The sequence below is a fragment of the Oxalobacteraceae sp. CFBP 8761 genome (assembly GCA_014841595.1).
Lineage (GTDB): Bacteria > Pseudomonadota > Gammaproteobacteria > Burkholderiales > Burkholderiaceae_D > Telluria.
Genome location: JACYUE010000005.1, coordinates 54,115 through 77,962 on the forward strand (window position 1 = coordinate 54,115; position 23,848 = coordinate 77,962).

Here is a 23,848-nt window from a genome sequence, read left to right on the forward strand (position 1 = left end):
ATCTCATAACGTTGAGCACTGTCATGATTCAGGGAGAGCGTCATGTTCGGCAGCACGGTCATGGAAGTCGTCATCGGCATGGCATTCTGCTACGGCTCCCTGGCACTGACGGTCACTACCTTGCAAGAGGCGTTGTCAGCCGCGTTCAGCCTGCGCGCCGGCATGCTGCGCGCCGGCATCCAGCGCATGCTGCGCGACCCGCAGTTCACCGGCACTGCGCGCGCGGTCTACGCACACCTTTTGATCAGTGCGCATGACGACCTTACCGACCCGCACGCACCGCCGCATCCCGGCCCATCCTACATCGAACCGGCCAACTTCGCGATTGCCCTGATCGACGCCATCAGCGGGGGCGGCATAGCGCTCGACAGCGCCATCGCCGCCGTGCCCGATCCGCAATTGCGGCGCGTGCTGAACACGCTGTACGTGCAAACGGGCGGCGACGTGCAGCGCTTTCAGGCGGCGCTCGGCGGCTGGTTCGACAGCACTATGGCGCGCCTGTCAGGCGCCTATAAACGGCGCCAGTTGCTGGTGTCGTTCCTGCTGGCGCTGCTGCTGGCAATCCTGCTCAACATCGACAGTATCAATCTGTTCCAGACACTGTGGCGGCATCCGGCCCTGGCTGCCGGCATCGGCGCCGTGCCTGCCGCGCTCGACGCGAATCTGGTGAGCGATCTGGCGACGCTGCCGCTCGGCTGGGCCAGCTTTCCGCCGGTGCTCGACGCCGCGTTTGTGCTGCAGGTCGCCGGCTGGCTGATCACTGCCAGCACGACGCTGTTCGGCGCGCCGTTCTGGTTCGACATCCTGCAACGCGCGATCAACCTGCGCAGCACGGGCGCCAAGCCGGCCCGGGTACAGGTCGGGCAAACCATGGCGCACCACGCCGGTCCGGCAGCGCCGTAGCGCCACGTCAGGTATTACGTGCCGGGTGGCCGGTGCGCGTCGATCAGTACGCTCGAGATCGACATCTGCGGTATCCGCTCCGGCCACGCGTCATCCGGGCCGAACCAGCGCGCCTCGGCGATTTCGGCCGGGTCCACGCGGATCTCGCCGTCGAGATAATCGGCCGTGAAGGCCAGCATCAGCGAGTGCGGGAACGGCCACGACTGGCTGGCGAAATAGCGTGGATTGTGCACGCGCAGCCCTACTTCTTCGAACACTTCGCGCGTGATGCATTCTTCGATCGACTCGCCCGCTTCCAGGAAGCCCGCCAGCGGCACGAAGCGCTGCGTGGCATGCAGCACGTGTTTGGCCAGCAGTACCTGATCGCCCTTGCGGATCAACACCATCATGGCCGGCGAGATGCGCGGATAGGCCATGTGACCGCACTGCGGACACTTGAAGCAACGCTCGCCGGTGGCCAGCACCGTGCCGCTGCCGCACACGCCGCAGAAGCGATGGGTGCGTGCCCATTCCGCGACCTGGGCGGCGCGACCGGCCAGGCCCACCAGGGACTCGTCCATCACACCAAACAGCGCGCGCAGGCCACGCCAGGCATAGCCTGCCGGTAGCGCGGGTTCGGCATCGAGCCAGCCGGTCTGGCAATACCGGCCATCGAGCAAGCCAAGTGGCTGCAGGTGTTCGCGCACCGCGCCGACCTGTTCAAGCACGGCGACATCGGGCAGCGCAGGCCCGTCTTCACGCACCAGCAATTGGCCCTTGTGGAACAGGAAGTTCAGCGGCGCCGGATCGGGATGCGGCGCAAACAGTGGCGTGAAGGAAGCAGGCGTATGCAGCATGGTCGATGGGTGGTCAATGAGATCGTGAAATGATACTGCCTTTCACGGTTCGGGATTGGGTGTGGCTCCCGCCGCTTGCCGACGCCGCCAACGTGGTAGCCGCCGGCAAGCGCGCCTTTGAGGACGCGCCTTTCACGCTGAAGAAAGCGTGTAACCGGCATTGCCTGCATGCGACGGGCAAGTGTATTGAACTGCTCTTGAACCGATATTGATAATGAAATCGCCGTGCAAGTTGTCTAGTCAGGTTGTGTTGCAATTTGCCTACCCACGTACCGATATCTGACGGCTTGACTATTCCGTAAGTCATTAATTTATTAGGGAAAATAGTTGGGCGCTGGTATCCAGAAAGCGTTGTATTCGCGCTGAAATGTCACCAATTTCCACACAGAAATATCGCTTTTCGTCCAGAATAGGTGGCTATCTATCTAAATCGTACTGTCATGGACAAACTGTCATCGCTGGTCGGTCGCCATTCATTCAACGCCCGTATTTTCTATAACGGCGCGTTTTGCGACGCCAATCAATTCACCGAAAACGGTGTCTCCGGTCAGCTGCACGTGGTGCGCGAAGGGCCGGTCGATTTCATCCATGACGATGGCGAGGTCATCACCGTCACCGAACCGACGCTGCTGTTTTACCCACGCGGCGCCAGCCACCGTCTGCAGGTGCATCCCGGTCACACGGCCAACCTGCTGTGCGCCCATATCCAGTTCCAGGACGAGATGAGCAATCCGCTGTCGCGCGTGCTGCCCAATTGCCTCGTCATGCCGCTGAGCGAAATTGCCGGACTGCGCTCGACGCTCGACCTGCTGTTCAGCGAAGCCAGCCAGGCCGAGCCGGGCCGCGAAGTGATCCTGGATCGCCTGTGCGACGTGTTGCTGATCCAGGTGATCCGGCGCGAATTCGACAGCGGGCGCCTGTCGCTGGGCCTGCTGGCCGGCCTGTCGGACCGTCAGTTGTCGCTGGCACTCACAGCCATCCACGAGCGCCCGCATGAGCCGTGGAGCCTGCAATCGCTGGCCAAGGTGGCCTGCATGTCGCGCGCCGCATTCACCGAACGCTTTCGCGACGTGATGGGCATGCCGCCGGGCGAATACCTGACGCGCTGGCGCATCGGCGTCGGCAGCCGCCTGCTGCGCCAGGGCATGCCGGTCAAGCAGGTCAGCAGCCGCGCCGGCTATACCAGCCCGTCCACGTTCACGCGCGCCTTCACGACCATGATGGGCGCCTCACCGCGCGAGTGGCTCAAGCAAGCCGCCGGCTGATTTAGAAACGACAACGCAGACGGGCCTTGCGGCGCCGTCTGCGTTGTCGTTTGTATTTTTAGGTCAGGCATGCGGCCATCCAGGCCGCAGCGCACTCAACTCACTTCAGCATGCGGGTACGGCACGCCACCATCGCGATCACGATCGACAGGCCGCCGATGTAGGCAATGGCTGCCTGCATGCCGATGAAGTGCGCGACGGCGCCGATGGCTGGCGGGCCCATCAGGCTGCCGCTGTACGCCATGCTGGCCACCGCGGCCAGGGCTGCCGGGCCTTGCGCGCCGGCCGCGCTGAACACAAACGGGAACACCAGCGCCAGACCAACACCGGCAACAGCGAAACCGATCAGCGCCACATAGGCATTCGGGGCCAGCACAGCGAAGAACAGGCCGGCCGCTGCGATCATGGCGCCGGTGCTCACCAGGCGCTTGGCGCCATGGCGCTCCTTCAGCTTGTCGCCGAACATGCGCGAGATCAGCATCATCACCGAGAAGGCGGACAGCGACAGCGGCGCCAGACCATCGGATGCACCGAAGTGTTCTTTGAGGAACATGCCGCTCCAGTCAGCGATGCTGCCTTCAGCCATCGAACCGAAGAAGCCCAGCAGACCCAGCAGCACCAGCGGACCGCGTGGCAATGCAAACGATTTCTTCTCGACCTGGACGCCGACTTCATCCGCTTCCAGCACGCTGTAGGCCATCCACAACACGACGGCCAATGGACCAGCCAGCATCAGAAAGTGCGTTGCCGGTGCAATCTTAAGGCTGGCCATCAGGCTGCCCAGCGTGGCGCCGACCAGGCCACCGGCGCAGCACAAGCCATGCAGGCGCGACATTTCGGACTTGCCGCTGACTTTTTCGCGGCGCGCTGCCGCCGAATTCATTGCCACATCGAAGATGCTGGCGGTCACGCCCAGCATCAGCACCGACATCATCAGGCGCGGCACGGTCGGCGCCATGCCGATCGACACCAGCACGCTCAGCAGCGCCAGACCGGCGAGCAGAATGGTCTTGCGGGCGCCGAAGCGGCCCATCATGAACGACGAGACCGGATACGACAGCACGGCGCCTAAGCCGCCACAGACGAGCACCATCGACAGTGCCGCATGCGACACATTGACGCCGGCGGCCAGCGCAGGAATACGGCCAGCCCACGATCCCATGATCAGGCCGAACAATGCGAAGACGAGTGGCAGGGAATATTGCTGGGCTTGTACAAGGACAAACGACGAACGGCGCGGCGCAGAAACAGAGGTGTGCATGAAAGCGGTGAAATGTTAAATTTATTGAGGTGTCAAAGGATTGCCAAAGTGCTCTTCAGAAGCCAGCCGCGCGTGAAATATTTACTTCAGGCATCTGATGGACCGCAATTCTAAACACCTTTGTTCGCTGTGGTTTTCTAAGAGAAAAAATATTTGCTACCGTTGTTTTGCACTCACACATAAATGATGAAATCATTGACTTGGACACATCACCAGATAGTGATTAAACATCAGATATGATGGAAAAAGCTTATAAATCGCGGAATATGTAACGATTTATTGCGGCGCTTGCGGTGTTCGAAGGATTTCTATTCTCAATGCTTACTTGTTGCGACGCACCAAAATAGCGCGGATCCTAATGCGAAAGCAGCATCCCAACAACTTGCTGAAAGAAGAAAATGTTGTGACAAAGGTTTTGCTCAGGAAAGTACCTGGCCGCGACCAGAGCATCACCTGAAGCACACGCCAATTGTTAAATAACGAGTGAAAAACGACATTAGTTTTTAGTGCGTTGGCACGAAAAAAAGGCTGCCCTCAGGCAGCCTTTCTGGTCGTCGGCACGAACTTGGTTTCCCAGCGGCCTTGTCTTAAATCATTTGCAACACGTCAAAGCCGGGGTCACGTCAAAGCCGGGGTCAGGTCTGACATTCAGACACGACCTCAGCTTTGACGACTTCCAAAAGTGCCATGCCCAATCAGGCTGACCCGGTACCAGTCCGTTCCAACTACCCGACTGTCGAGACCGTGTCCGAATGTCAGACCTGACCCCGGCTTCGCGGCTTCGACTGTTGAGATCGTGTCCGAATGTCAGACCTGACCCCGGCTTTTTATCTTGGTTTCCCAGGCAGCCGTGCCTTACACCAGTTGCAGCGTCACATCGATATTGCCGCGGGTTGCGTTCGAATACGGGCACACGATGTGCGCGCGGTCGATCAGCGTTTGCGCTTCATCGGCTGGCACACCTGGCAGGCTGATCTTGAGCAGCACTTCGATGCCGAAGCCGGTCGGGATCGGGCCGATGCCGACCGTACCTTCCACTGCGACGTCTGGCGAAATCTTCAGCTTGTCGCGGTTGGCGACGAATTTCATCGCGCCCAGGAAGCAGGCTGAGTAGCCCGCAGCGAACAATTGCTCAGGGTTCGTGCCAGCCAGACCATTACCGCCGAGCTCTTTCGGGGTGGTCAGCTTCACATCCAGTGCGCTGTCGGACGACACGGCGCGACCCTCGCGGCCACCCGTTGCGGTGGCGTTGGCGCGGTAGAGAACGTTTTCGATTGCCATGATGAGACTCCTTGAAAGGGTGGCGGAAGACCGCCGAACTATTTAACGCTATTAGATAGCGCGCTATTTAAATGGGTTGTTGCCTTGGCCCGCCGACCCGATTACCTGTTGTTGAGTACGTTCGGCGCTGCCATGAACGACATATTACATAGCTCGCTATTTAATAGCAAGCGATTTTATTCAATCATGTTGCGCGAGCTTTCCAGCAATACGGAACCTACACCAGCCGCACCGACTCCCGCACCACCAGACTCAACCCCGGCACATCGGCCGCCGGCTGCTGATGCCCCAGCATCGCCAGCATGCGCCGCCCGATCCCGGTCCCGACTTCGTACAGCGGCTGGCGCACGGTGGTCAGTGGCGGCGTCGTGTACATCGAGCTTTCCAGATCGTCGAACCCGACCAGCGAGATGTCTTCGGGTACGCGGATGTTGCGCCGGTACAGCGCCAGGCGCGCGCCGTAGGCGGTCAGATCGTTGGCGGCAAAGATCGCGCTGAAACGCACATTGGCCACGAGCAGGCTGTTGAGTGCCAGCAGGCCGCTGGACTCGCTGAAATCGCCCGTCACGACCAGCCTCGGGTCGCTCGCGATGCCGTGCTTGGCCAGTGTGTCGTTGTAGCCCGCCAGGCGTTCGCGCGCATCGCGATGATCGGGCGGGCCGGCGATATGGGCAATGCGCCGGTGCCCCTGACTGATCAGGTATTCCACCGCTTCGCAGGCGCCGCCGTAGTTGTCCAGGCAAAAGGCCTGCGTGCGCTCGCCCTGCACTTCGCGTCCAAACGCGACGATCGGCACGCGGCGCGAAAAGTCGAGGATCTGCTTGTCGCTCATATTGCCGGTCAGGATCGCCACGCCATCCACACGGCGTCCGATCAACAGCTCGACCCGCTCGGCTTCTTCATCGGCATGCCAGTGGCCGCTCATGATCAGGAGCGCGTAGCCGGATGCCTTGACCGCATCCTCGATGCCGACCATGGCGCGGTTGAAGTAACCGCTCTCGAGCGACTGGGTCAGCACGCCGATGGTGTTGGTGCTGCCCATCTTGAGGCTTTGCGCCAGACGGTTGGGCTTGTAGTTGAGCTCGTCGATGACGCGCTCGATCGTGCGCCGCTTGTCGTCCGACACCTTGGCGGTCCCGTTCAGGAAACGCGAGACGGTCGCCGGCGACACGCCTGCCCTGCTGGCGACCTGGTACAGCGTGGTGATACCGCTCTCGATGTTTTTCATGAAGCGTTCTGGACAGGTCCGGGGCAATTTGTTGCTTGAAGTATATCACGCAGCTCTCAGATAAAACGGCGGCTGGAAGATGCTTATGAAACGCTTTCATAAACAATCCGTCGTTGACCTGCAACAAACCCGTTACTCCCTATCATAAATACTAATTGACATTTTTTTACCGTTGAAATTACTATGAAACCGTTTTCAAGATTGATGAAACCGATTTCTTATCAGTCCTAACGCAAGCAGCATCCATAAAACTATATCGGAGACAAGCATGACAACCATGACGCCCCAACTGGCAGGGGTCCGTACGCCCTCGTCCGCCCCTATCCGCCTGGCCATCCTGACGCTGCTCGCCAGCATCGGCACGGCTCACGCCCAATCGGCTGCCGATCCGGCGTCGCCTGCCGCCGCCACCCCGGCCGCAGTCGTCGACAATGGCCGCATCGCCGAAGTGGTCGTGACCGCCACCAAGCGCTCGACCTCGCTGCAGCGCACCCCGATCGCGGTCACCGCGCTGACCGCCGCCACGCTGGCCGACAACCATGTCCAGACCCTGCTCGACGTCGTCGCGCTGGTCCCGGGTTTCCAGGCCACGGCCCAGGGTGACCACGGCGTGACCACGATGACGCTGCGCGGCATCGGCAACGACAGCGCCAAGACCGAGTACGCCGATCCTGAAGTCGCGTCGTTCGTCGACAACGTGTATTCGCCGCGCGCCGAAGGCGCCACCGCCCTGCTGTTCGACGTCGAAGGCATCGAAGTGCTGCGCGGCCCGCAAGGCACGCTGTGGGGCCGCAACTCCACCGTCGGCGCCGTCAATATCCAGACCGTCAAGCCAGAGTTGAACAGCCGCTCGGGCTACGTTGAAGGCGGTATTGGCGACTACAACCGCATCGGCACGCGCGGCGCGGTCAATGTGCCGCTGTCCGAAACGGCAGCACTGCGCTTTGCCGTCGTGCACGAGCGTCATGATGGTTACGTCGATTACCAGCAATTCCCGAACCCGTCGGTCGCGCAACAGCGCGCTGCCTACCTGGCCGCCGGCGGCGCCGCTGCCGGCTTCCGCCCGATCAATCCGAACAACTACGTCTCTGGCGGCGACAAGTACAGCGCCCAGGACCAGACTGCAGCGCGCATGTCGCTGCTGTGGCACCTGGCGCCGAACCTGCGCTGGAACATCGCCTACGAAAAATTCATCGACCGCGGCACCCCAAGTGCCAACCTGATGCAGACGCCGCGTGCGGGCCAGGACCACTGGTCGACGCTGTCCGACTCGTCGCCATGGGTCAATCGTGACAGCGACAACGTGCGCAGCCGCCTGAGCTGGGACATCAGCCCCGACCTCGCGCTGCAATACGTGGCCGGCTGGTCCAAGTACAGCGGCGACATGCGCTTCGACCAGGACGGCGGCACGATCGTCCCGACCTCGATCATCTCGGGCGGCAAGTTCCAGGAACACACCACGACCGACTCCAACTACCGCAGCTACAGCCACGAAGTGCTGCTGCAGTCGGTCGGCACGCGCGCCATCGACTGGCAGGTCGGCGCCTACTACGGCAAGGAAAAGAACAATATCCGCTTCGACATCGGCGGCATGAACGGCACCGAAGACGGCACCGTGGCATGGCAGGGTTCGTTCATCCAGCCTGACCAGACCGTGGAAAACTCGGCCGTCTTCGGCCAGGCCACCTGGAACATCACCGACGCCTGGCACCTGACCGGCGGCGTGCGTTACACCCACGACAAGCGCGTCCACATTGGCGGCCGCGGCTACACCTGGGCGTACGACGCCAGCGCGCCGCAACTGCCGCTCAATCCGCAGATCGATCCGCGCGATCCGGTCAACGGCTACCAGTCCGGCGTGCCGAACGATGGCCGCTACAGTGACAACAAGGCCACCGGCCTGGTGCGCGTGAACTACGACATCGACCGCAGCAACATGGTGTATGCGAGCGTGTCGACCGGCTACAAGGCGGGCGGCGTGCAGGATCGCGGCTTGCCATACCAGCCAGAGACGCTGACCAACTTCGAGATCGGTTCGAAGAGCACCTTCATGGATGGCGCACTGCGTATCAACAACGCACTGTTTTACATGGACTTCAAGGACTTCCAGTTCAATTCGCCGGTCAGCTTCTCCGACGGCAGCCGTGGCCTGGCCATCGAGAACGCCGATGGCGCCAAGGTCATGGGTCTGGAAACCGAGATCGCCGCCCGTATCGCGAAAGACGGCCGCCTGTCGATCGCACTGGCCGTGCTCGACACCAAGCTCGGTCACCTGGTCGCCGGCTCGAACGACTATGCGCTGCCACCGTGCACGGTCGACACCCGCATCGAGACCTGCCTGGACGTGAGCGGCCACAAGCTGCCGCACGCACCGAAGTTCTCGACCACGGTGCAGTACCAGCACACGTTCCGCCTGGCCGATGGTGCTACCCTGGTGCCGCGCATCACGGCGCGCTACGAGGATGAAGTCAGCCTGAGCGTGTTCGACCTGGGTCCGGAAGACCGCCAGAAAGCCTACGCCAGCGCCGACCTCGGCCTGCGCTACGCGAAGGACAAATGGTGGGTCGACGCCTTCGTGCGCAACGTCGGCGACAAGAAGATCAAGACCAGCGCCTTCAACGGCTTCGGCCCGTGGCTGGCGCAGTACAAGCCACCACGTACGGTTGGCGTGAATACCGGCTTTGATTTCTAAAAGCTGAAGCATGGCAAGCGCGCCCGGTGGGCGCGCTGCTTTATTTGTTTGACCTGAATCTGCCCCTGCAGTGATCCGAGAGTTCCATGACCAACAGCCCCGACTTCGACTTCCGCAACAACTTTCCTTCCGACTTCACCTGGGGCGTGGCCACCAGTTCCTTCCAGATCGAGGGCGCTGCCGCCGTCGATGGCAAGGGGCCCTCGATCTGGGACACCTTCTGCCTGGACCAGAACAATATCAAGGATGGCAGCGACGGCATCATCGCCTGCGACCACTATCACCGCTACCAGGAAGACGTCGGCATCATGGCCTCGATCGGCGTGGACGCCTACCGCTTCTCGTTCGCCTGGGCGCGCGTGCAGCCGGATGGCAAGGGCGCCTGGAACGAAGCGGGCTTCGCTTTCTATGACCGCCTGCTGACCGAACTGGAAAGCAAGGGTATCCGCGCGCACGCGACCCTGTACCACTGGGACCTGCCGCAAGGCTTGCAGGACGATGGTGGCTGGCTCAATCGCGAGACCGCCTACCGCTTCGCCGATTACGCACGCGAAATCGCGCGCCGCTTCGGCAACCGGATCGAGGCCATCGCCACCCACAACGAGCCGTGGTGCACGGCCAACCTGGGTTACGGCAATGCGCAGTTCGCGCCCGGCGTGGCCGACCTGAAGCAATCGATCCAGGTCTCGCACCACCTGCTGCTGTCGCACGGCCTGGCCATGAGCGCCATGCGCGAAGTCGGCAGCAGCGCGCAACTGGGCATCGTATTGAACCAGTGGACCGCCGATGCGGCCACCGATTCGCAGGCCGACCGCGACATGGCCGAATTCGAGTACGCACGCTCGGTGCAGTGGTTCATGGACCCGATCTTCAAGGGCCGCTACCCGGAACTGGCGCTGCGCGGCCATGGCGAGAACGCCCCCGTCGTTGCTGACGGCGACCTGGCGATCATCCACCAGAAGATCGACTTCCTCGGCTCGAACTATTACTTCCGCTCGTGGTGCAGCGCCAGCACGCCGCCCGTACCGGCGCCGGCGCGCCACGGCGTGACCGACATGGGCTGGGAAATCTTCCCCGAAGGCCTGTCCGAACTGCTGCTCAAACTGAAGGCCGAGTATCCCGACCTGCCGCCGGTATACATTACCGAAAACGGCATGGCCAATCCGGACGTACTGGAAAACGGCCGCGTCCACGATACGGCGCGCATCGCCTACGTGCGCAGCCACCTGGCCGCGCTCAAGGATGCGATGGATGCAGGCGTCGACGTGCGCGGCTACTTTTTGTGGAGCCTGCTCGACAACTTCGAGTGGAATTCGGGCTACGCCAAGCGCTTCGGCATCGTGCACGTGGATTATGCGAACCAAGAACGCACGCTGAAAGACAGCGCGCTGTGGTACCGCGAATTCATCGCCAGCCGCATCAAGGCTTGATCAACGGGATCGATCATGCGCCCTGCCAAAACCGTATCACCGCTGCTGTGGGTCCCGACCGGCTACTTCACGATGGCGCTCGGCTACGTGATGCTCACCAGCGTCACCGCCATCATGTTCAAGAATCTGGGCATGGACAACGGCCGCGCGGCCCAGTATTCGAGCCTCCTGATCCTGGCCTATACGGTCAAGCCGCTGTTCGCGCCGTTCGTCGAGATGTACCGCACCAAGAAGTTCTTTGTCCTGTGCTCACAGCTCGCCATCGGCGCTGGCTTTGCCGGCGTGGCGCTGCTGATGGAACTGCCCGGCTACATGACGTTTTTGATGGCGATCTTCTTTGCGCTGTCGTTCATCGGCGCGACGCAGGACATCGCCAGCGACGGCGTGTATGTCACGTCGCTCGACGCGCGCGCGCAGTCGCTGTACTGCGGCATCCAGAGCCTGTCGTGGAATATCGGCCCGATCGTCGCCGCCGGCGGCATGGTCTACCTGAGCGGCTACCTGCACACCCACGTGTTCGGCCATGATCCGGGCGTGTTCGGCCCGGACTGGATCGACGCCTGGCGCATCATCTTCCTGCTCGTCGGTGGCCTGACGCTGCTGATGGCGCTGTGGCACTGGCGCTTCATGCCCGACGGTGCGCGCGCCGCCGATACGCCATCGAGCGCGAAGGACGCCGGCCGCATCCTGGTCGATGCCTTCGTCACGCTGTTCCAGAAGCGCGGCGTGTGGCGCATGATCGCGTTCGCATTCCTGTTTCGCTTCAGCGTCGGCCTGCTGGAAAAGATCGGCCCATTCTTCATGGTCGACCCGGCCTCGAAAGGCGGTCTTGGTCTGTCCAACGAGATGCTGGGCCTGATCTACGGCACCTATGGCCTGGCCGCGGTGCTGGTCGGCTCGCTGCTGGGCGGCCTGTATGTCGCCAAGCGCGGTCTGAAGTCGACGCTGTTCGTGCTGTGCTGCGCGATCAACATCCCGAACGTCGCGTTCCTGGTCATGAGCATCTACATGCCATCGAGCCTGGTGCTGATCACGCTGGGCGTGGCCATCGAAAAGTTCTTCTTCGGCTTCGGCGCGGTAGGCTTCATGATCTACCTGATGCAGCAGCTCGCACCGGGCAAGTACACGACCACCCACTACGCGTTCGGCACCGGCCTGATGGGCCTGTGCGGGATGGTCACGGGCGTCATCAGCGGCCACCTGCAGGAGATGATGGGCTACGTCGCCTACTTCGGCCTGGTGATGGTCGCGACCATCCCGTCGTTCATCGCCACCTGGTACGCGCCGTTCTATCACGATGACGGCAGCACGCCGGCGGCGGGCGTCGGCACGGATGGCAAGACGGTGCCGGCATGAAGCGCACGGTGCTCGCCACGGCGCTGCTGACGCTTGCTGCCGGCGCCGGATCTGCCGAGATCAAGGTCAATGCGGTGGGCTTCCTGCCGCAATCGCACAAGCTGGCCGTCATCCCGCAAACCGCTGGTGCGAACCGGTTCGAAGTCGTCGACGCTAACGGCAAGGTCGTGCTGGATGGCGCGCTGGGCGCGGCAAGCCGCTGGGCGCCGTCGGGCGAAACCGTGCGCGTGGCCGACTTCAGCGCGCTGACCCAGGCCGGCGCATACCGCGTCCGCGTGGGCAGCCTGCTGTCCGATCCGTTCACGGTCGCCCAGGATGGCTACCGCGCACTGGGCGACGCGGCCCTGAAGGCGTTCTACTTCAACCGCAGCGCGCTCGCCCTCACGCCGGAATATGCCGGCGCATGGGCGCGGCCCGCCGGCCATCCGGACGACAAGGTGCTCGTGCACGCGTCGGCGGCATCGACCGCCCGCCCGCAAGGCTCGGTCATCGCCAGTCCCAAGGGCTGGTACGACGCCGGCGACTACAACAAATACGTGGTCAACTCGGGCATCTCGACCTACACGCTGCTGGCCGCGCTCGAGCACTTCCCCGATCTCTTCAAGCGCGACATCGGCATTCCCGAATCCGGCAACGGCGTGCCCGACATCCTCGACGAGGCGTTGTGGAACCTCGACTGGCTGCTGACGATGCAGGACCCGGCCGATGGCGGCGTGTACCACAAGCTCACCAACCTGCGCTTCGACGCGATCGTGATGCCGCACGCGGCGTCCACCACCCCGCGCTACGTGGTGGCCAAGAGCACGGCGGCGGCGCTCGATTTCGCCGCCACGATGGCCACCGCCAGCCGCGTGCTCGCGCCCTACGACGCAAGGTGGCCCGGCCTGTCGCAGCGCATGCTGGCGGCGGCGCAGGCCGCGTGGCGCTGGGCCGAGGCGCACCCGAACGTCGTTTTCAAGAACCCGAAGGATGTCGTCACCGGCGAATACGGCGACGCGCAGCTGGCCGACGAATTCGCCTGGGCGGCGGCCGAACTGTTCATCGCGACCGGGCAGGATCGGTATGCGCAAGCATTCATGCGCCGTGATGCTGCATTGAGCACGCCGGCCTGGGGCGATGTGGCTGCGCTGGGCTGGATGTCGCTGGCGCACCACCGCGCCCGCCTGAAACCCGGCATCGACCGCGCCCTGATCGAACGTCGCATCGACGCGCTGGCCAGCCAGCTCGCGAAAAATGCCAATGGCGGCTATCAGGTGCCGCTGGCATCAAAAGACATCGTCTGGGGCAGCAATGCGGTGATCCTGAACCAGGGCATGATGCTGCTGCAGGCCTACCGCATCAACAGCACGCCGGCCTATCTGCAGGCGGCGCAGTCGAGCCTTGACTACGTACTGGGCCGCAATGCCACCGGCTACACGTTCGTGACCGGCTTCGGCGCTCGTCAGGTGATGCATCCACACCACCGGCCATCGATGGCCGATGGCGTGGCCGCACCGGTGCCGGGCTGGCTGGCCGGCGGCCCGAATCCGGGCCAGCAGGACGCCAAAGACTGCCCGCCGTATCCGAGCAAGCTGCCGGCACTGTCCTATCTCGACCACGCATGCAGCTACGCCGCCAACGAGGTCGCCATCAACTGGAACGCGCCGCTGGTGTACGTGACCGCGGCGCTCTCCGCGCTCACGCCCCATGCCATGACCGACACTGCCACCGTCTCGCTTGCCGCGCTGCTGCGCGAAGAACAGCAACTGCAATTCGACCGCTTCGACGATGCCACCGCGCGGGCCGTCGGCGCGCACCTGGTCGCGCGCGCCGAGCGCGAACGCAAGACGGTGACGATCCAGGTCACGCGTGGCGACACTGTACTGTTCAAACAGGCGATGCCGGGCGCGTCGCCCGATCACGCGGACTGGATCCGCCGCAAGAACAACCTGGTCGGGCGCACCGGCCACAGCTCGTTCTATACCCACAACGAAGTGCGCCAGGGCGGGGGCGACCATGATGCGCTGCCGGGCCTGGACATGCGCGACTATGCGGCCCACGGCGGGGCCTTCCCCGTGATCGTGCGCGGCCAGGGCGTGGTCGGCACGGTGACTGTGTCCGGGCTGCCGGGACCGGACGACCATGCGCTGGTGGTCGCGGCGCTGAAGGACTACCTGAAGCCCGCCGCGCCCTGACGGGCAGCCATCCCCGCCAGCAGTGACGTGAGCTGGCGCATGTCGGCCGGCTTGACCAGGTAGTGATCGAACCCGGCCTGGGCCGCCGCCTGGCGGTCGGCATCGCTGCCGTAACCCGTCAGCGCGATCAGCAACGGGGCAGCATCGCCCATGTCGGCCTTGATGCGGCGCGCCAGCTCGCGCCCATCCATCTCGGGCAGGCCGACGTCGAGGATGCAGGCGTCCGGCCGTGCTGCCAGAATCCAGTGCAGGGCCGCGCGCGACGCATGCTCGACCTGCACCCGGTGGCCATCGGCTTCGAGCAGCAGCGCCAGCGAGGTCGCGGCATCGGCATTGTCGTCCACCACCAGGACATGGCGGGCCGCACTGCGCTGCGCATGTTCAGCAGCTGGTGCTGGGGCGGGCGGCGCGGCCTGGTCGCTGCTGCGCGGCAGGATGACCGTGAACGTGCTGCCCCGGCCCGGCCCGGCGCTGTCGGCGCGCACCTGGCCGCCATGCAGCTCGACCAGGTTCTTCACCAGCGCCAGCCCGACGCCAAGACCGCCCTGGGCCCGGTCGGGCGTGCGCTGCGCCTGGGTGAACAGGCCAAACACGTCGGGCAGCAGCGCAGGCGGGATGCCCATGCCGTTGTCCTGCACCGTCAGCACGGCGACGGCGCCCGTCACGCGCAGCGACACCAACAGGCTGCCATGTTCGGGCGTGTATTTCGCCGCATTGTTGATCAGGTTTGCCAGCACCTGGATCAGGCGCTTGGCGTCGCCGTCGACCGGCACGGGCGTCGCGGGCAGCTCGGTGCGCAAGGCATGGCGTTTCAGCTCGATCAGCGGCTGCACCTGTTCCAGCGCCGCCGTCACCAGCTGGCGCAGGTCGAGCGGCGCGCGATCGAGTTCGATCATGCCGCGCGTGACGCGCGAGACGTCCAGCAGATCGTCCACCAGATGAACCATGTGCTCGACCTGGCGCGTGATGATTTCGCTGGTGCGCCGCACCTGCCCCGGATCGGTCGCATACACGCTCTTGAGCAGGCGGGCGGCGGTGCTGATCGGCGCCAGCGGATTGCGCAGCTCGTGCGCCAGCATCGCCAAAAATTCATTCTTGCGCTCGTCCGCCAGGTGCAGCGCCTGCAGCGCCTCGTTGCGTTCGCGCTCGGTCAGGCTGCGCGTGACTTCCTGGCGGTACAACTGCCAGGCAAAGCGCCACACCACCGCGATCAGGATCACCAGCTGGCCCCAGACGAACAGCCAGATCATCGTGGTCAGGTCGATGTCGCGATTGGCCGAGCGCACTGCGCCGGTGGCGATCATGCCCAGCACGACCGGCGCCAGCACCAGCGGCAGCACCAGCTGGCGCAGCGTGCGGCCGCCGGTGCTGGCGCCGGTCAGCGCGACGACCATGCCCTGGTCCGGGCGCAGCGACAGAATGGCGCCGCTGACAAGCACGAAGGCCAGCGCGGTGCGCAGCGAGGTGCCGCGCCCGGGCAGCAGCTGGTACAAAAAGGTGTCTTCGGCAGCGAAACCGGCCAGTGTCAGCAGCGAAAACAGGGCGACGCCGGCAGCGAGCGCCTGCGCCAGGCCAACGGTGCGGCGCCCGCCGATCAGGTTCAGGCTGATACCCAGTACAACGAACAGCCCCACCGTAAGCGGCGCCGGCAGGCTCCACGCGTTCCCCACGGCGCCCAGGCCGAGCGACAGCGGCGCCGGCGCCCAACCGGCAAGGCGCATCGTCACGCCAGCCAGGCCAAGCGCCAGGACCAGCAGCGCCGGCACGTGGCTTGCCCGCGCGGCAGCCGGCGCCGCTCGCAGCATCAGCAGCAGGCTGACAGCGGCGCATGCGAAGCCGAGCGCACTGTAAGGGTACATCTGCGGCTGGCCGGGCGCCGCGCCGATCAGGAATGGCGCGTGCCATGCCCAGCCTGCGAGCGTCGCAGCCGCAAGCAGCAGGCAGACAATGGCAGCGCCAGCCGGGATGGCGCGGGAAACGGGAAACGTCATCATGAATCGCATGGGTTGTTCGAAGCGCCCCCGAAGATAGTCACCGGGACGAGCCCGACATCGTACCAGCCCCCGCATCGAGCACGGACAACCACCTGCAAGCCGGCTTTACGCCGCTTTACATTTGCTCCCCTGTTGCATGCCAGGTGCGCGGCCGTTAAAAAGAGACGACTCGCCACAGGACAGACATCATGGTTTCCAGCATCAGCAGCAGCACCCCAACCCAGGCAACCCAGGCACCGGCCGCGCGGAACAGTCCGGACCCGACAGTTGCCACCACCGCCGTGGTCACCACGACCGACGATCAGGAGAACGCTCCCGCGCCGACCCAGAGCGCCGAATCGGCCGCCAGCGCGCGCCTGGGCGACCAGTTGAACGCCCAGGCCGATGCATCGCGCGTGCAGCGCGCCGTCGATGAAGCCACTACTGAAGCCAGTACCGACAGCGCCACGGCCACGGACAGCGAAGCAGTCACCGCAACTGCAGCTGCAGCGGCTGCCGCCCCGGCCAGCGGCGCACCCGCCGCCGCGTCATCGGCCACATCGGCCACCACCAACGACTACGTCGCCGAGGCCGACACCGATTCGGACAAGACCGTCAGCGACGACGAACAGGCTGCCTACGACACCAAGCTGCGCCAGCAGGCCGAAGCGGCTGCCGCGACGAAGGCAGCGGCGGCAAAAGAAGCCGCGCCACAGGACGCGCTGACCGCCGAAGTGCGCGCCACGTATGGCGTCGATGAAGCTGCAGAACCGGTGCTCAACATCACGGCTTGATCCCCGAATTTGTTGCGCTGCACCCGAAGTTACAAGCAGTAAAATCGAAATAAACGACGAAACGCGTTGTAGTCAGGTCGTCAACTACGGTAGAGTGTCGCATTCCGAGAAGTATTTTACGAGGCGGCGCATGCCAGAACTTAGCCCAACTACGCCCCCCGGATCGTTGATTGCCAACCATCTGCACGCCTGCTTTGCCAGGCTGCCGGATGCCATCTGGCGCCCAACCAACCAACAATCACCCTCGCTGGTGACCACGCCGGTACGCAACGTACCCGTGGCGCCGGCGACGCACGCCCATGGCGCGGCGCATGCAGTACGCATGCGCGCGCCGGAGAACACCATGAACCAGCACCAACCTGCCCTGCGCCTGTGCGCACGCCGTTACATGTCGCACTGCCCCGAAGGATGATGTCGATGACCTCACTGCCACTGATCCTCCTCGTCCTTCTCCCCTTCGCGGGCGCCATCATTTCCGCCTGCCTGCCCAACACCTCGCGCAACAGGCCCGCCGCCGCTGCCGGTGTGTTCACCCTGGCAGCGCTCATCATCGCCATCTCCAAATTCGACGAACTCGGCGCCGGCCAGGTGGTACTGGAGCGTTATGAGTGGCTGCCGCTGTTCGGCCTGGACTTCATCGTGCGCATGGACGGCCTGGCCTGGCTGTTCTCGATCATGGTGCTCGGCATTGGCCTCCTGGTGATCCTGTACGCGCGCTACTACATGTCCAAGCAGGATCCGGTGGCGCGCTTCTATGCCTACATGCTGGCATTCATGGGTTCGATGATGGGCGTGGTCCTGTCCGGCAACCTGATCCAGCTGGTGGTGTTCTGGGAACTCACGAGCCTCACGTCCTTCCTGTTGATCGGCTACTGGCAGGACAGCAACGACGCCCGCCGCGGCGCGCGCATGGCGTTCACCGTCACCACCGCCGGCGGCCTGTGCCTGCTGACCGGCGTGCTGATCCTCGGCCACATCGTCGGCAGCTACGAGCTCGATGCGGTGCTCGCCGCCGGCGACCAGATCCGCGCCCATTCGCTGTACCTGCCGGCCCTGATCCTGGTGGCGCTCGGTGCGCTGACCAAGAGCGCGCAGTTCCCGTTCCACTTCTGGCTGCCGCACGCGATGGCCGCGCCGACGCCCGTGTCGGCCTATCTGCACTCGGCCACGATGGTCAAGGCCGGCGTGTTCCTGCTGATTCGCCTGTGGCCGGCGCTGGGCGGCACGCCCGAATGGACCTGGCTGATCGGCGGGGCCGGCGTCATCACGCTGCTACTGGGTTCCCTGTTCGCGATCTTCCAGAACGACATGAAGGGGTTGCTGGCCTACTCGACCATCAGCCACCTGGGCCTGATCACGGTGTTGCTTGGCATCGGCACGCCGCTGTCGGTGGTGGCGGCAATCTTCCACGTGATGAACCACGCGATCTTCAAGGCCTCGCTGTTCATGGCTGTGGGCATCATCGACCACGAGACGGGCACCCGCGACATGCGCGTGCTGCGCGGCCTGCGCCGCGCGATGCCCGTCACCGCCGCGCTGGCGATCGTCGCGTCGGCCTCGATGGCCGGCGTACCGCTGATGAACGGCTTCCTGTCGAAAGAGATGTTCTTCGCCGAGACCGCACACGTGGGCGGCAGCGAAGACTGGACGATGTCGTATGCGGCAGTCGCGATGGGCATCTTCAGCGTGGCCTATTCGCTGCGCTTCATCAGCGTGTTCTTCGGCCAGCTGGCCAAGGACCTGCCGAAAGAGCCGCACGAGCCGGTGCGCTGGATGCGCTTCCCGGTCGAATGCCTGGTGGTGCTGTGCATCGCCGTGGGCGTGATGCCCGAGCGCGTGGTGGGCGACATCCTGGCCGTTGCCTCGAGCTCCGTGCTGGGCGCGGCCATGCCGGCCTACGACCTGGCGATCTGGCACGGCTTCAACCTGGCGCTCGGGATGAGCGGCGCGGCCCTGGTGCTGGGCGCCCTGCTGTACTGGGTGCTGCTGCGCCGCCACGACCTGCGCGAACGCACGCGGGTACCGGTGCTGCACCGCCTGAAAGGCGCCCAAGCCTACGAGAGCACGATGCTGGCGCTGTCGCTGGGCGCGACCTGGATCATCCGCCTGACCGGCACCCGGCGCCTGCAGCCGCAGCTGCTGGTGCTGATGTCGTTCATGATCGTCGTGCCGCTGCTGCTGGTCGATCCGTGGTTCAGCCTGCCGCCCGTGAACCTGCTGAATATCGAACCGCTGTTCGCCGTGCTGTGGCTGATCGGCGCCGCCTGCGCTGCCGGCGCGGCCTACAAGGCCAAGTACCACCGCCTGGCGGCACTGAGCATGGTTGGCGGCACCGGCATCGTCACCGCGATCACCTTCGTCTGGCTGTCGGCGCCCGACCTGGCGCTGACCCAGCTGATGGTCGAAACGGTGACCACGGTGCTGATCCTGCTCGGCCTGCGCTGGCTGCCGCCGCGCCTCGTGCCGAAGGTCCTCAAACTGACCAAGGCACCGCCAAGCACCTGGTTCCGGCGCTCGCGCGACAGCCTGATCGCCGTCGGCGGCGGCCTGGGTATCGCTGCGGCCAGCTACGCGGTGCTGATGCGTAGCCCGCCGCCGTCGATCGGCGAGTTTTTCGTGCTGCGCGCGCTCACCGAAGGCGGCGGCTCGAACGTGGTCAACGTGCTGCTGGTCGACTTCCGCGGGTTCGATACGCTGGGCGAAGTGACCGTGCTGTCGGCCGTGGCGCTGACCGTGTACGCGCTGCTGCGCCGCTTCCGCCCGGCCACCGAATCGATCGCGATTCCCGTCCAGCAGGCCAGCGACGTCGATCCGACCAAGGACCAGGCGCCGGCCGCGCAGGCACGCCATGGCTACCTGATGATCCCGGCCGTCTACCTGCGCCTGCTGCTGCCGGTGATGGGCGTGATGGCCGCCTACTTCTTCATGCGCGGCCACAATCTGCCGGGCGGCGGCTTCGTCGCCGGCCTGATTTTTGCCACCGCGCTGATCGTGCAGTACATGGTCGCCGGCACCGACTGGGTCGAATCGCACCTGCGCCTGCGCCCGCACCGCTGGATTTCGTGGGGCCTGTTCTGCGCCTGCTTCACCGGCATCGGCGCCTGGTTCCTCGGCTACCCGTTCCTGACCAGCCACACGGCCCACCTCGACCTGCCGCTGCTGGGTGAACTGCACGCGCCGAGCGCATTCATGTTCGACGTGGGCGTGTTCCTGGTCGTCGTCGGTTCGACCATGCTCACGCTCGTCGCGCTGGCCCACCAGTCGCTGCGCAGCCACCGCCTGGCCGCCGACGCCACGCGCGTCACCATTCCACCTGCCAAGGAAATCCTCTGATGGAGCTTGTTCTTTCGCTTGCCATCGGCATCGTGTTCGCCTCCGGCATCTGGCTTGTCCTGCGTCCGCGCAGCTTCCAGGTGCTGTGCGGCCTGATGCTGATGTCGTACGCCGTCAACCTGTTCATCTTCGCGATGGGCCGCCTGTGGGTCGATGCGCCGCCGCTTACCCCGGCCGGCACGCTGCCCAATCCGGCCATCCTGGCCGACCCGCTGCCACAGGCTTTGGTGTTGACCGCGATCGTGATCGGCTTTGCCACCACCGCCCTGTACCTGGTGGTGATGATCGGTTCACGCGGCCTGACCGGCACCGACCACGTTGACGGCCAGGAGCCCGATTTATGAGTCTGCACTGGACACAGCACCTGATCCTGGTGCCGGTAATACTGCCGCTGCTGGTCGGCGCCGCACTGGCCCCGCTCACGCAGGGCTGGCACCGCCTGAAGTTCTGGCTCAGCTACGCGTCGATCCTGGGCCTCGTGGCCAACGCGCTGGCACTGGTCCACCTGACCGACGGCGGCGCCTGGCAAGACGGCATGGGCATCTACCTGGCCGGCAACTGGAGTGCGCCGTTCGGCATCGCGCTGCTGGCCGATCGCCTGAGCAGCATCATGCTGCTGCTGACCGCCCTGCTGGGCCTGGCCTCGCTGCACTTCACCAAACAGCGCTGGGGCCGGATCGGCGTGCACTTCCACACGCTGTTCCAGTTCCTGCTGATGGGCATCAACGGCGCCTTCCTGACGCACGACCTGTTCAACCTGTTCGTGTTCTTCGAAGTGATGCTGGCTGCTTCATACGGCCTGGTGCTGCACGGGTATAACGCCGAGCGCATCCGCGCCAGCATGCAGTACATCGCGATCAACCTGGCCGCCGCCCTGCTGTTCCTGCTCGGCCTGGCGCTGATCTACGCGACCACGGGCACGCTGAACATGGCCGATGTGGCGGGCCGCGTGCCGCTGCTGGCGGGCGACGACCTGGCGCTGTTCAAGATCGGCGCGACGATGATGGCGCTGACCTTCCTGACCAAGAGCGCGATGTGGCCACTGGGCTTCTGGCTGCCGACCACCTACGCCGCCGCATCGCCGCCGGTCGCGGCCATGCTGGTGCTGATGACCAAGGTCGGCGCGTATGTCGTGCTGCGCCTGTGGCTGCTGATCTTCTCGGACGACGCCGGCGCCGCCGCCGGATTCGGCCAGGATGCGCTGCTGTATGGCGGCATGGCCACCATCGTGTTCGGCGCCGCCGGCATGCTCTCGACCGACACGGCCGGACGCATGGCGGGTTACGCGGCGATCATCTCGTCCGGCACGCTGCTGGCGGTGATCGGTTACGGCCAGCCGAATCTGGTCACCGCCGGCATCTACTACCTGATCGGCTCGACGCTCGCGGTGGCTGCGTTCCTGCTGTTGATCGAGCTGATCGACCGCATCCGCACGCCGCGCTCGGCGATGCTGGCGCTGACCATGGAAGCCTATGCGGTCGAAGACGCACCGGCCGAACCGGTCGGGCGCGGCGTGCCGGCCGTGATGGCGTTCCTGTCGCTGGCCTTTGCCGCGTGTGCGCTGATGATCGCCGGGCTCCCACCGCTGCCGGGCTTCATCGCTAAATTCGGCATGTTCCATGCGGTGCTCCATCCGCAGGTCGTGGCCACGGCCGCAAACGGCGTCATGACGGGGCCGACGACGATCCCGACCGCCGGCTGGGTGCTGATCGCGCTGATCGTGCTGTCGGGCCTGATCGCCGTGATCTCGATGATGCGCTTCGGTGTGCGCACCTTCTGGGCCAGCGGCGTGCTGGTGCCGCCCAAGCTGCACCGCACCGAAGTGATGCCGATTATCTTCCTGCTGGGACTGGCGATCGGGATGACGATCCAGGCCAACGCGCTGTTTGGCTACCTGGCACGCGCCAGCGACGCGATCCATCGCCCGGCAACCTATATCGGCCGCGTGCTGTCCGAACCGACCCTGCCCGGGCCGGCCTCATCGCCCGCGCCTACCCTCAACCTGACACCGGAGGCGCCATGAAGCGCTGGCTCCCCCACCCCGTCGTCTCGCTGCTGCTGTGCGGCCTGTGGCTGCTGCTGAACCAGACGTTCTACCCGGGCCATGTCCTGCTCGGCGCCCTGCTCGGCATCGCCGCGCCGATCCTGACGCGGCATCTCAACCCGCTCGGCTACCCGCGCATGCGCGCGCCCGTCGTGGCGCTGCGCCTGCTCGGCTTCGCCTCGGTCGAGGTCGTGCGCTCGTGCTTCAACGTCAGCCGCGTAATCCTGTTTGCCGATTACGCCAACCTGAAGTCGGAATTCATCCGCGTGCCGCTGACGATGCGCGACGAGTACGGCCTGGCCGCGCTGTCGTGCCTGATCAACATGACGCCGGGCACGGTATGGACCGAGATCCAGCCCGACACCCATGAACTGGTCCTGCACGTGTTCGACCTGCACGATGCGGCCTGGTGGATCGACACCATCCAGACCCGCTACGAGCAACCCCTGATTGAAATCTTCGAGAAGAAAGGCCCCCATGGCGACCCTGCTTGAACTGTCGATCGGCTACGCCCTCGTGTGCGCCATGGCGGCAATGCTGCTGTGCGCCATACGCCTGCTGATCGGGCCCTCGGCCCACGACCGCGTGCTGGCGCTCGATACCCTGTGGATGTGCGGCATGCTGCTCGCGCTGGTGCTCGGTATCCGCTTCGGCACGCAAATCTATTTTGAGGTGGCGATGCTCATCGTGCTGGTCGGCTTCGTTTCGACCATCGCAATCGCCAAGTTCCTGATGCGCGGGGAGATCATCGAATGAATGGCATCGAACACTTGCCCGACTGGGCTGCCCTCGTCGTCTCGCTGCTGTTGATCGTGGGCGCGAGCATCGTGCTGATCGGCGCGCTGGGCCTGCTGCGCCTGCGCACCTTCTACCAGCGCATCCACGGCCCGGCCATCACGGTCACGATCGGCGCCGGCAGCCTGCTGCTGGCCTCCATGCTGTACTTCACGGTCGCGCAATCCCGTCCCGTCGTGCATGAAGTGATCATCACGCTGTTCATCCTGCTCACGGCGCCCGTGGTGTCGATGATGATCATGCGCGCCGCCGTCTACCGCGATCTGCGGGCCCGCCGGCCCGATGCCGGCGCCACCGCCGGCGACGTCTACTCGATCGTCGACGAAGAATAAGTCATGGGCCGGGGCCGATATGCGCCCCAGCCTGCCTCTCCCGTAGAGTAAATACAACACTCCTGTCATGACGTTGGCGCATCGCAGCAATGATAGCGCTATCAAGTCACGCCCTCGCGCGTCGAGTCAGCGGCCCCGAGCGACCTCGAAA

20 protein-coding genes are annotated in these 23,848 nt (G+C 64.6%); 15 read left to right on the forward strand and 5 right to left on the reverse strand.

Features of this window, described 5'->3' with window-relative positions; translation table 11 throughout:
* Positions 1–42: 42 nt before the first annotated feature.
* Positions 43–903: a hypothetical protein gene (locus tag IFU00_21410; GenBank protein MBD8544839.1), complete on the forward strand. Its 861-nt coding sequence runs from the start codon at positions 43–45 to the stop codon at positions 901–903.
* A gap of 14 nt (positions 904–917) precedes the next feature.
* On the opposite strand, the gene nudC is transcribed toward IFU00_21410, so the two are convergent.
* Positions 918–1,739, reverse strand: a complete 822-nt coding sequence (nudC, locus tag IFU00_21415; GenBank protein ID MBD8544840.1) for an NAD(+) diphosphatase — start codon at positions 1,737–1,739, stop codon at positions 918–920.
* Between the two features lie 29 nt (positions 1,740–1,768).
* Between nudC and IFU00_21420 the strand changes: the two genes are divergently transcribed.
* Both IFU00_21420 and IFU00_21425 read left to right on the forward strand, forming a co-directional pair.
* Positions 1,769–1,951: a hypothetical protein gene (locus IFU00_21420; protein ID MBD8544841.1), complete on the forward strand. Its 183-nt coding sequence runs from the start codon at positions 1,769–1,771 to the stop codon at positions 1,949–1,951.
* Between the two features lie 228 nt (positions 1,952–2,179).
* Complete coding sequence (locus tag IFU00_21425; GenBank protein MBD8544842.1) at positions 2,180–3,004, forward strand: AraC family transcriptional regulator; 825 nt, start codon at positions 2,180–2,182, stop codon at positions 3,002–3,004.
* A gap of 100 nt (positions 3,005–3,104) precedes the next feature.
* On the opposite strand, the gene IFU00_21430 is transcribed toward IFU00_21425, so the two are convergent.
* The 3 genes from IFU00_21430 to IFU00_21440 all read right to left on the reverse strand — a co-directional run bounded on the left by IFU00_21430 (position 3,105) and on the right by IFU00_21440 (position 6,774).
* Positions 3,105–4,265 carry an MFS transporter gene (locus IFU00_21430; protein ID MBD8544843.1) on the reverse strand — a complete coding sequence of 387 codons (1,161 nt, stop codon included), beginning with the start codon at positions 4,263–4,265 and terminating at the stop codon, positions 3,105–3,107.
* A gap of 855 nt (positions 4,266–5,120) precedes the next feature.
* Positions 5,121–5,546, reverse strand: coding sequence for an organic hydroperoxide resistance protein (locus IFU00_21435; GenBank protein MBD8544844.1), 426 nt, complete (start codon positions 5,544–5,546; stop codon positions 5,121–5,123).
* A gap of 217 nt (positions 5,547–5,763) precedes the next feature.
* A complete protein-coding gene (locus IFU00_21440) occupies positions 5,764–6,774 on the reverse strand; it encodes a LacI family DNA-binding transcriptional regulator (protein ID MBD8544845.1) in 1,011 nt (336 codons plus the stop codon).
* A 268-nt stretch (positions 6,775–7,042) separates the two neighbouring features.
* On the opposite strand from IFU00_21440, the gene IFU00_21445 reads away from it, so the two are divergent.
* The 4 genes from IFU00_21445 to IFU00_21460 all read left to right on the forward strand — a co-directional run bounded on the left by IFU00_21445 (position 7,043) and on the right by IFU00_21460 (position 14,426).
* Positions 7,043–9,466, forward strand: a complete 2,424-nt coding sequence (locus IFU00_21445; protein ID MBD8544846.1) for a TonB-dependent receptor — start codon at positions 7,043–7,045, stop codon at positions 9,464–9,466.
* Between the two features lie 86 nt (positions 9,467–9,552).
* Positions 9,553–10,896, forward strand: a complete 1,344-nt coding sequence (locus tag IFU00_21450; GenBank protein MBD8544847.1) for a beta-glucosidase — start codon at positions 9,553–9,555, stop codon at positions 10,894–10,896.
* Between the two features lie 15 nt (positions 10,897–10,911).
* A complete protein-coding gene (locus tag IFU00_21455; protein ID MBD8544848.1) occupies positions 10,912–12,252 on the forward strand; it encodes an MFS transporter in 1,341 nt (446 codons plus the stop codon).
* A complete protein-coding gene (locus IFU00_21460; protein ID MBD8544849.1) occupies positions 12,249–14,426 on the forward strand; it encodes a heme-degrading domain-containing protein in 2,178 nt (725 codons plus the stop codon). The genes IFU00_21455 and IFU00_21460 overlap by 4 nt, the downstream gene beginning before the upstream one ends.
* On the opposite strand, the gene IFU00_21465 is transcribed toward IFU00_21460, so the two are convergent.
* Entirely contained in the window at positions 14,402–16,429 is a 2,028-nt protein-coding gene (locus IFU00_21465; GenBank protein MBD8544850.1) for a hybrid sensor histidine kinase/response regulator, read from the reverse strand. The two genes, IFU00_21460 and IFU00_21465, sit on opposite strands and share 25 nt — an antisense overlap.
* Before the next feature lie 179 nt (positions 16,430–16,608).
* Here IFU00_21465 and IFU00_21470 point away from each other — a divergent pair, with 179 nt between their 5' ends.
* The 8 genes from IFU00_21470 (at position 16,609) to IFU00_21505 (ending at position 23,697) form a co-directional block, all read left to right on the forward strand.
* Positions 16,609–17,193: a hypothetical protein gene (locus IFU00_21470; GenBank protein MBD8544851.1), complete on the forward strand. Its 585-nt coding sequence runs from the start codon at positions 16,609–16,611 to the stop codon at positions 17,191–17,193.
* 130 nt (positions 17,194–17,323) lie between these two features.
* Positions 17,324–17,605, forward strand: a complete 282-nt coding sequence (locus IFU00_21475) for a hypothetical protein (GenBank protein MBD8544852.1) — start codon at positions 17,324–17,326, stop codon at positions 17,603–17,605.
* A gap of 5 nt (positions 17,606–17,610) precedes the next feature.
* On the forward strand, positions 17,611–20,526 hold the full coding sequence (locus IFU00_21480) for a monovalent cation/H+ antiporter subunit A (protein MBD8544853.1): 2,916 nt from the start codon (positions 17,611–17,613) through the stop codon (positions 20,524–20,526).
* Complete coding sequence (locus IFU00_21485) at positions 20,526–20,870, forward strand: Na+/H+ antiporter subunit C (protein MBD8544854.1); 345 nt, start codon at positions 20,526–20,528, stop codon at positions 20,868–20,870. Before IFU00_21480 ends, IFU00_21485 begins: the two co-directional genes overlap by 1 nt.
* Positions 20,867–22,549: a monovalent cation/H+ antiporter subunit D gene (locus IFU00_21490; protein ID MBD8544855.1), complete on the forward strand. Its 1,683-nt coding sequence runs from the start codon at positions 20,867–20,869 to the stop codon at positions 22,547–22,549. The genes IFU00_21485 and IFU00_21490 overlap by 4 nt, the downstream gene beginning before the upstream one ends.
* The gene (locus IFU00_21495) at positions 22,546–23,064 is read left to right on the forward strand and encodes a Na+/H+ antiporter subunit E (GenBank protein MBD8544856.1); all 519 of its coding nucleotides are present in this window, start codon (positions 22,546–22,548) and stop codon (positions 23,062–23,064) included. The genes IFU00_21490 and IFU00_21495 overlap by 4 nt, the downstream gene beginning before the upstream one ends.
* A complete protein-coding gene (locus tag IFU00_21500) occupies positions 23,048–23,326 on the forward strand; it encodes a K+/H+ antiporter subunit F (protein ID MBD8544857.1) in 279 nt (92 codons plus the stop codon). The genes IFU00_21495 and IFU00_21500 overlap by 17 nt, the downstream gene beginning before the upstream one ends.
* Positions 23,323–23,697 carry a cation:proton antiporter gene (locus tag IFU00_21505; protein ID MBD8544858.1) on the forward strand — a complete coding sequence of 125 codons (375 nt, stop codon included), beginning with the start codon at positions 23,323–23,325 and terminating at the stop codon, positions 23,695–23,697. The genes IFU00_21500 and IFU00_21505 overlap by 4 nt, the downstream gene beginning before the upstream one ends.
* The last annotated feature ends 151 nt before the right edge of the window (positions 23,698–23,848 follow it).